Source organism: Sphingomonas sp., assembly GCF_039594485.1.
In the GTDB taxonomy this organism is placed as follows: domain Bacteria; phylum Pseudomonadota; class Alphaproteobacteria; order Sphingomonadales; family Sphingomonadaceae; genus Sphingomonas.
Map to the genome: position 1 here is coordinate 1 of NZ_JBCNNI010000067.1, position 8,494 is coordinate 8,494.

At 66.0% G+C, this 8,494-nt stretch carries 9 protein-coding genes; 3 read left to right on the forward strand and 6 right to left on the reverse strand.

Annotation, left to right across the window (positions count from 1 at the left end):
• On the forward strand, positions 1 to 2,226 hold a 2,226-nt coding region (locus ABDV78_RS19090), incomplete at its 5' end, for an efflux RND transporter permease subunit (protein WP_343529038.1).
• A complete protein-coding gene (locus ABDV78_RS19095; RefSeq protein ID WP_343529039.1) occupies positions 2,226 to 3,770 on the forward strand; it encodes an efflux transporter outer membrane subunit in 1,545 nt (514 codons plus the stop codon). The genes ABDV78_RS19090 and ABDV78_RS19095, both read left to right, overlap by 1 nt.
• Positions 3,771 to 3,820: 50 nt before the next feature.
• On the opposite strand, the gene ABDV78_RS19100 is transcribed toward ABDV78_RS19095, so the two are convergent.
• The 6 genes from ABDV78_RS19100 to ABDV78_RS19125 all read right to left on the reverse strand — a co-directional run bounded on the left by ABDV78_RS19100 (position 3,821) and on the right by ABDV78_RS19125 (position 6,718).
• Entirely contained in the window at positions 3,821 to 4,201 is a 381-nt protein-coding gene (locus tag ABDV78_RS19100) for a phasin family protein (RefSeq protein ID WP_343529040.1), read from the reverse strand.
• Positions 4,202 to 4,315: 114 nt separating this feature from the next.
• Positions 4,316 to 4,774 carry a hypothetical protein gene (locus ABDV78_RS19105; protein ID WP_343529041.1) on the reverse strand — a complete coding sequence of 153 codons (459 nt, stop codon included), beginning with the start codon at positions 4,772 to 4,774 and terminating at the stop codon, positions 4,316 to 4,318.
• Entirely contained in the window at positions 4,764 to 5,231 is a 468-nt protein-coding gene (locus ABDV78_RS19110; RefSeq protein WP_343529042.1) for a hypothetical protein, read from the reverse strand. Before ABDV78_RS19110 ends, ABDV78_RS19105 begins: the two co-directional genes overlap by 11 nt.
• A gap of 50 nt (positions 5,232 to 5,281) precedes the next feature.
• Positions 5,282 to 5,629, reverse strand: a complete 348-nt coding sequence (locus ABDV78_RS19115) for a hypothetical protein (protein WP_343529043.1) — start codon at positions 5,627 to 5,629, stop codon at positions 5,282 to 5,284.
• A 51-nt stretch (positions 5,630 to 5,680) separates the two neighbouring features.
• Complete coding sequence (locus tag ABDV78_RS19120; RefSeq protein ID WP_343529044.1) at positions 5,681 to 6,274, reverse strand: helix-turn-helix transcriptional regulator; 594 nt, start codon at positions 6,272 to 6,274, stop codon at positions 5,681 to 5,683.
• 111 nt (positions 6,275 to 6,385) lie between these two features.
• Positions 6,386 to 6,718 carry a hypothetical protein gene (locus ABDV78_RS19125; protein WP_343529045.1) on the reverse strand — a complete coding sequence of 111 codons (333 nt, stop codon included), beginning with the start codon at positions 6,716 to 6,718 and terminating at the stop codon, positions 6,386 to 6,388.
• A 281-nt stretch (positions 6,719 to 6,999) separates the two neighbouring features.
• Between ABDV78_RS19125 and acnA the strand changes: the two genes are divergently transcribed.
• Positions 7,000 to 8,494, forward strand: a 1,495-nt coding sequence (gene acnA / locus ABDV78_RS19130; RefSeq protein WP_343529046.1) for an aconitate hydratase AcnA, incomplete at its 3' end; no start/stop codon positions are given.

Here is an 8,494-nt window from a genome sequence, read left to right on the forward strand (position 1 = left end):
AAGCTGTCGATCGACGAGGTGGTCAAGACGCTGATCGAGGCGATCATCCTCGTCGTCATCGTCATGTTCGTCTTCCTGCAAAGCTGGCGCGCGACGCTGATCCCGACGATCGCGGTGCCGGTGGTGCTGCTGGGTACCTTCGCGATCTTCTACCTGGCGGGCTTTTCGATCAACACGCTGACCCTGTTCGGGCTGGTGCTGGCGATCGGCCTGCTGGTTGACGACGCGATCGTGGTCGTGGAGAATGTCGAGCGTCTGCTCGAGGAAAATCCCGACATGACCCCGCGCGAGGCGACGATCGAGTCGATGAACGAGATCACCGTCGCGCTGATCGCGATCGCGCTCGTCCTGTCGGCGGTGTTCCTGCCGATGGCATTCTTTGGCGGGTCGACCGGCGTCATCTATCGGCAGTTCTCGATCACCATCGTCTCGGCGATGATCCTGTCGGTCGCCGTCGCGATCATCCTGTCCCCCGCCCTGACCGCCAGCCTGTTGAAGCAGAAGGCCAGGGAGGGCGAAGAGGGTGCGTGGCTGGACCGCCGATTCCCGCGCGTGGCCCACGGGCTGCAGCGCGCGAAGGACGGGTTCAACTCGCGGTTCGAATGGACGGTCGAGAAATACAGCTCGGCCGTGCGGACGGTGGTCGACCGCAAATGGCTGTTCCTGTTGATCTATGTCGGCGTCGTCGCGCTGCTGGCGATCCTGTTCCTGCGCCTGCCGACAGGCTTCCTGCCGACCGAGGACCAGGGATCGGCGATCATCCAGTTCCGCCTGCCCGCCGGTGCCACGCAAGCCCGCACCATGGAGGTGCAGCGCCAGGTCGAACAATATTTCGCGCAGCATGAAGGCAAGAATGTCTCGGTGTTCTTCTCGGTCGCGGGTGGCGGCGGCGGTGGCACCAGCGGCCAGAACACCGGCCAGGGCTTCATGAATTTCGTCGACTGGAAAGACCGTAAGGGCAAGGAGAACAGCGCCGACGCGATCACCGGGCGCGCCTCCGTCGCCTTCCGGGGGCTTCGCGACGCGCAGGTCTTCGCACTCGTCCCGCCCGCCATCCGGGGGCTGGGCCAGTCGGACGGCTTCACCATGGAATTGCAGAACATCTCCGGCATGCCGCTGGAGAAGTTCGAGGCGATCCGTGACCAGTTGCTCGCCAAGGCCAATGCCGACCCGATGCTGGCCTCGGTCCGCCTGACCGAACTGCCCGACATCGCGACCTTGCGCGTCGATCTCGACCAGCAGAAGCTGGCCGCGCTGGGCCTGACCCAGCAGCAGGTGAACTCGACCCTGTCGACCGCCTGGGGCGGCCAATATGTCAACGACTTCATCGATCGCGGTCGCGTGAAGCGCGTCTTCGTCCAGGGCGACGCGCCCTATCGCGCCGAACCCGAGGATCTGAAGCAATGGTTCGTGCGCGGGTCGAGCGGGCAGATGGCGCCCTTCTCGTCCTTCTCGACGATCAACTGGGGCGTCGCGCCGACCACCTTGTCGCGGTTCAACGGCATTCCATCCTATGAATTCCAGGGATCGGCCGCGCCGGGCTATAGCTCGGGCGATGCGATGCAGCGGATGACCGAACTCGCCTCACAGATTCCGGGGACCTCGATCGCCTGGGCGGGCCTGTCCTATCAGGAGCGGCTGTCGGGCGGACAGGCGCCGATCCTCTACGGCCTGTCGATCCTGGTCGTCTTCCTGTGCCTGGCCGCGCTGTATGAAAGCTGGTCGATCCCGTTTGCGGTGCTGCTGATCATTCCGCTGGGCCTGATCGGCGCGGTCGCGTTCGTCACGCTGCGCGGCCTGACCAACGACGTCTATCTCCAGATCGGATTGCTGACGACGATGGGATTGGCGGCCAAGAATGCGATCCTGATGATCGAATTCGCCGAACAGGCCGAGAAGCAGGGCAAGCGCGTCATCGACGCCGCGCTGGAGGCCGCCAAGATCCGTCTGCGGCCGATCCTGATGACGAGCTTCGCCTTCATCTTCGGCGTGCTGCCGCTCGCCATCTCGACCGGCGCGGGCGCGAACAGCCGGATCGCGATCGGCACCGCCGTCATCGGCGGCATGCTGACCGCGACGGTGCTGGCGATCTTCTATATCCCGCTCTTCTTCGTCCTGGTCCGCCGGTCGGTCCGCAACGGCCTGGCGCGTCTGCGGGGCAAGCCGACGAGCGAGCATGGCGCGGGGCATCGCCCCACCGAAGGCGAAGCGGCGGAGAAGGCCTGATGCGTATCCTGTCCCCCCTCCCCGCCCTGTTGCTGACCGCGACGGCGCTGTCGGCCTGTTCGATGGCCCCGAAATATGAGCGCCCCGCAACCCCGGTGCCGCCGTCCTGGCCGGTCGGTGACGCCTATCTGCGCCAGTCGGAAGCCGCGCTGCCGAGCGTGCGCTACAGCGATGTGTTCCGTGACCCGCGGCTCCAGCAACTGATCGTCCAGGCGCTGGCGAACAATCGCGACCTGCGCGTGGCGGCGGCCAACATCGCCTCGACCCGCGCGCAATATCGCATCCAGCGCGGCAGCCTGTTCCCGCAGGTCGATGCGAGCGGCCGCTACAGCTATACCGAACGCGGATCGAGCGGCGCGGGCAGCCAGGCAACCGGCAATGGCGGAACCGGCACGGGCACCGGAGGGACGGGGACCGGCACGGGTACGGGTACCGGAACGGGCGGCACCATCGTCACCGGCGCGAACGGCAGCGGCAGCGCCTGGTCGGTCAATCTGGGCACCACCGCCTTCGAGCTGGACCTGTTCGGGCGCATCCGGTCGCTGACCGGCGCGGCGCTCGACCGATATTTCGCGACCGAGGCCGCCGCGCGCGCGACCCGTTTGACGCTGGTGGGCGACATTGCCGAGGCGTGGCTCAACTATGGCGCGGACCAGAGCCTGTTGACCATCGCGCAACAGACCGCCGCCAATGCCGAGCGCAGCGTCGCGCTGACCCGCGCCAGGCTGAGCGGTGGCATCGCGCCGCGGACCGACCTGCGCCAGGCCGAGCAGGTGCTCGCCACCGCACAGGCCGATCTGGCCCAGCAGAAGACCGCCGTTGCGCAGGATATCAACGCGCTGCAACTGCTGGTTGGCGCCCCCGTGGACACGACGCTGCTGCCCCGGTCGATCGAGGAAGCCGCGCCGACCGTCGCGACGCTTCCGGCCGGACTCGATTCGGGCATCCTGCTACGCCGCCCGGACGTGGTGCAGGCCGAATATCTGCTGCGCGCCGCAAACGGCCAGATCGGCGCGGCACGCGCGGCCCTGTTCCCGCGCATCTCGCTGACCGGGCTGGTCGGCTTTGCCAGCACCGCGCTGACGTCGCTCTTCTCGGGCGGCAGTTTCAACTATTCGGTCGCGCCCTCGGTCAGCTATCCGATCTTCCAGGCGGGTGCCGGCGTCGCGAACGTCCAATATTCGCAGGCCCAGCGCGACGCCGCGCTCGCGACCTATGAAAAGGCGATCCAGACCGCGTTTCAGGAAACCGCCGACGCGCTGGCGCGGCAAGGCACGATCGAGGATCAGCTCGGCGCCAATCGCCGCTTCCTGTCGGCGGCGGCCGATACCTACCGCCTGACCGAAGCCAGCTATCGCGGCGGCGTGACGGCGTTCCTGAACACGCTGGATGCGCAGCGCTCGCTCTATTCGGCGCAGCGGACGGTGATCGCGACGCAACTCGTCGCGGCGAACAACCGGGTGACGCTCTATCGCGTGCTGGGTGGCGATTCGCTGCTGGAGGCCACCGCCAATGGGCCGGTGCCGGTCGGCCAGGCCGAATGACCGCATCCCGCCCGGCGGCACCATGCGCCGGGCGGGGCGCCCCTGATTTCCTAATTCTGGTTGCGGGCCGCGCCGATCGCGTCGCGACCGAACTGGACGATCAGCTCGCCGATCTCGCGCGCCTGCGAGATGGAGCGGTTGCCCTGTTCGCGCAGGAACTCGGTCTGGATCCGCATCACTTCGGAAAGGTCGCGCGCCGAGGCGGCCTCGCGCATCGCGGCAAAGGCTTCGCGGGCATTGGCCTCGGCCTGGTCGAGCATCCTGAGCGTCACGGTCGAGCCGCCCTCGGCCATTTTCTGGCCGCTCGCCTTCATTGCCTCGCCCGCCCCCTTCAGCCGGTCGGTAAAGGCGCCCGCGCCCATGTCGCCGCCGATCGCACCCGCGCCGCCGCCCTTGCCCATGTCCTGGGCACCCATATCGTCCGCCATCATCCGTCTCCTTGCCTCTGCCGCTCCGATCGAGCCCGTGCGGGTTGAACCCTTCGGCGCTTCAGGAGTTGCACCACGACGCGCGCCGCCGTGGTTTTCTGCCGTGGCTTTGCCGGCTCACATCTGGCTGAAGTAGCGGGCCAGCCGCTCCTGCCCGTGCGTGCCGAGCGACAGATGGCCATCATCGTCCCGCACCACCCAATCGCGATCGACGAGCAGCGCGATCCAGCGTCGCGCGACGCCTGCGCCAGAGGACAGGCCGGCCTTGTCCAGAACCGCCGCCTCGGTCATCGGCTCCTCCGCCTGGAACAGCGACAACAGGATTTCCCAGGCCGGATCGCCGAACATCTCCGCATCCTCGCCCGCGATACGCCGCAACTCGTGCCGCTTCGCCAGGATCAGGCGGGCATATTCTCGCGGGTTTGCGATACGCGGCGGGCGCGGCACGGGCACGCCCCCAGGCACGCCGGAGATGGCATGGATGCGAGCCTGCACGTCGCTCATCACCGTGACAAAATGATGGAAGCTGGCCCGGTCTGCCTCGGGCCAGTGCAGCAGGAACAGATCAGAATTCACCGCGCCGCCTCCGCCAGGAAAAGCTCCAGTCGGGATCCCGGCCATAGCGCGCCAGCCGCAGCCGGTGGCGCAGCACGCCCACCGCCAGCAATCCGATCATCGGATAGGCAATCTTGCCCTCTGCCACCGCATACATCCACGGCACGAGCGCCGGATCGGAACCCCGCACACCATGGATACCGATCCCAAGAAGGTGAAGCGCGGCCAGCCAGAGCGGCCAGAACCGGTTTGCGAGGATGGCGACGACGAACAGGCCACTCATCAGAAAGACGTCGATCGCTAGTTCCCGCATGTCGATCGTGCGGAAATGGGTCACGGGTTCGAACGCCAGGACGATCGTCGCGACCGAAGCGCTGGCGAGCAGGATGGCGGCCCATCGTTCCGGCCAGCCGCCCTTGGCCAGGGCGTACAGGCAGACCAGCGCCTGGAACATGTTGAAGACATAGATATGCGTCACGGCGTGCTCCGCAGCATCAAGGTTCCATGGAACACGCCGTGTCGCCCCGTTCAGGCCGCCGCGCGCAACGGCATCGCCGCGATCGTACCGGTGGCTTCGGGGGGCTTGGGATGGTTGTCGCCATATTCGTCGGCGTCGAAACCGATGGTCTTGCCGACCTTTTCGAGAATACGATGGCTCTGGACCGCATGGCCACGCGCCTGGCCGATCGCCATCATCGCCTGGCTCAGCATCTCAAAGGCGTGCTGGCCGACCACCGCCGACAGCTTGGCCTGGTGCCGTGCGCGCGGCAGCGCCATCGCCAGTTCGCCCGCCGTCGCGAACGCCGCATCGAGTTCGTCTTCCAGCTTCCACAAAAGTCGGGTCACCTGAACAGCCGCTTCATGCTCCGTCGTCATCGCCTGCGCTCCTATCGTCGCTCCGTGCACGCCGAGCGGCACGGATCATGATCAACCAGCAATGTGGGACAGTCGCCCGATCACGCGGGTCATCACGTCGAGGCCCGTCGCCAGCATGCCGAAGCCGATGGCGAGCGCGATTGCGATCGTGGGAACCCAGAGCAGCCTTTCGGCCACGGTCATGTCGTTGCGGGTCTGGCCCTGCCGCCGGATTGGAAGAGGCAAGCGGGACGGTGCGTAAGCATGGCCGCTCTGCACCGCCCCACCGACCGTACTCCCATCCGGTGCCATCGGAACTGGCATGGCGACGGGTTCCGCCTCTAGCCCCGCAGAATCGGGTATGATTTTATGAGGGGAAGCTTCTTTTTTATTTTCAATGACTTGGTCGTTCTGATGGGCTTCGAATTCGGCCAGGGCGATGGCCGCATCGCGCCGATTGCGCGCGCCCAGCAGGCGCACGGCTTCGGTCAGATAGCTGTCGACGGTGGATTTACCCAGCCCGAGTTCGGCCGCGATTTCCTTCGACCCCTTCAAAGCCTTGACCCCGCGCAGGCATTCGCGATGACGGCGGGTCAGAAGGGCAAAACGTTCGGGGGTCATCTCTTCATCCGGACGCGCCGAAGAAACGATCCGGGCGCTCGCCATGCCCTAGCCGGGAGTATGGCGGCTCGCCAAGCGGTTCCACGTCCGATCCGGCAGGAACGGACAATTTTATTAATGGAATTGATTAACGTAAGCTGATCGAACGTCCTGATCTCAGTCGCGCGCACATGGCGCGTGGATGCCCTCGATCGAATCGAGGGCCCGCAACAGGTCGTCGAAGGCCGTATCCTCCTGAACCGGGAAGGAGCGCCGAAAACCCGAGCCCAGCACGTCGAGATCGCGCTGGGTCAACAGTCCGACCGCGACGATGGGATCGGGTTGCCGGATGGATTTGGGCTGGTCATGCGTCATTGCCACCACCGATCGAGTGGGAGAACCGGCGCACCACGGCACCCATTCCACGCCGCGCGCCCATCCCATGCCGCGCCCCCATCCCATGCCGCGCCCATCGCCGTTCGCCGCCCCATGGCGGTCGCAGGCGAACATCTCTCGGTCCGGGGCTTCATGGTTCGAACTCCATCCATGGCATCTGAACCCGTCATTCGACCGTGCTGTTCCACGCTTTTTCCACGCATTCCCCCCTGGGAGCGACCAATCGCCATTCACCGTGCCACAATGCCGGAGTTTCGTCCCTCACACCCTTCCCTGTCGGCAAACCCCTTGCTAAGGCCGCTGCCGTCAACCGGAGATTTCCCCGGCACGCCTGCTCGCGGCTGCATGCTGCCGTGTCCCCCGGGCGTGCTCGGCTCGACCAAGAAGGGACGCCCATGACTGCGATAGGCCAGGACAGCCTGAAGACCCGCTCGACGCTCGACGTCGACGGCAAGACCTATGATTATTACAGCCTCGCCAAGGCCTCGGAGCAGCTCGGCGACATCAGCCGCCTGCCCTTCTCGATGAAGGTGCTGCTGGAGAATCTGCTGCGCTTCGAGGACGGCAAGACCGTCACGCGTGAGGATATTCAGGCGATCGTCGACTGGCAGAAGACCCAGCGGTCGGACCGCGAGATCCAGTATCGCCCGGCCCGCGTGCTGATGCAGGACTTCACCGGCGTCCCCTGCGTGGTCGACCTCGCCGCGATGCGCGACGCGATCACCAAGCTGGGCGGCGATGCGGCCAAGATCAATCCACAGGTCCCCGTCCACCTCGTCATCGACCACTCGGTCATGGTCGACGAGTTCGGTACGCCCAAGGCGTTCGAGGACAATGTCGACCTCGAATATCAGCGCAATATGGAACGCTATGAGTTCCTGAAGTGGGGCTCCAAGGCGCTCGACAATTTCTCGGTCGTGCCGCCGGGTACCGGCATCTGCCACCAGGTGAACCTGGAATATATCGGTCAGGCGATCTGGTCCTCGACCGAAACCGGCGAACATGCGACCGGCTCGGCCGCGATCGCATACCCGGACACGCTGGTCGGCACCGACAGCCACACCACGATGATCAACGGCCTGGGCGTACTCGGCTGGGGCGTCGGCGGGATCGAGGCGGAAGCCGCGATGCTCGGCCAGCCCGTGTCGATGCTGATCCCCGAAGTCGTCGGCTTCAAGCTGACCGGCAAGCTCCAGGAAGGCATCACTGCCACCGACCTGGTGCTGACCATCACCCAGATGCTGCGCGCCAAGGGCGTGGTCGGCCGCTTCGTCGAGTTCTATGGCCCCGGCCTGTCGTCGATGACGCTCGCGGACCGTGCGACGATCGCCAACATGGCGCCCGAGTACGGCGCGACCTGCGGCTTCTTCCCGATCGACGACAAGACGCTCGACTATATGCGCCTGACCGCGCGTTCGGACGAGAATGTCGCGCTTGTCGAGGCCTATGCCAAGGCGAACGGCTTCTGGCGTCATGACGATGCCGCCGACCCCGTCTTCACCGACACGCTCGAGCTCGACATGTCGACGGTCGTTCCGTCGCTGGCGGGTCCGAAGCGTCCGCAGGACAAGGTCGTCCTCACCGAAGTCGACGACGTGTTCAACGCCGACCTGACCAAGGTGTACAAGAAGGACGCGCCCGCCCGTGTCGCGGTCGACGATCGTGGCCATGACATTGGCGATGGCGACGTCGTGATCGCCGCGATCACCAGCTGCACCAACACCTCGAACCCGTCAGTGCTGGTCGCCGCCGGTCTGGTGGCGCGCAAGGCGAACGCGCTGGGCCTGAAGCCCAAGCCCTGGGTCAAGACCTCGCTCGCCCCCGGTAGCCAGGTCGTCACCGATTATCTCGACAAGGCGGGCCTGACCGCCGATCTCGACGCGATCGGCT

Bases quoted from the DNA above. Each gene is read 5' to 3' on its own strand.
- ABDV78_RS19115 (WP_343529043.1), bottom strand. From the start codon at position 5,629: ATGACGACGGAGCATGAAGCGGCTGTTCAGGTGACCCGACTTTTGTGG.
- ABDV78_RS19100 (WP_343529040.1), bottom strand. From the start codon at position 4,201: ATGATGGCGGACGATATGGGTGCCCAGGACATGGGCAAGGGCGGCGGC.
- ABDV78_RS19125 (WP_343529045.1), bottom strand. From the start codon at position 6,718: ATGTTCGCCTGCGACCGCCATGGGGCGGCGAACGGCGATGGGCGCGGC.
- ABDV78_RS19095 (WP_343529039.1), top strand. From the start codon at position 2,226: ATGCGTATCCTGTCCCCCCTCCCCGCCCTGTTGCTGACCGCGACGGCG.
- ABDV78_RS19120 (WP_343529044.1), bottom strand. From the start codon at position 6,274: ATGGCGAGCGCCCGGATCGTTTCTTCGGCGCGTCCGGATGAAGAGATG.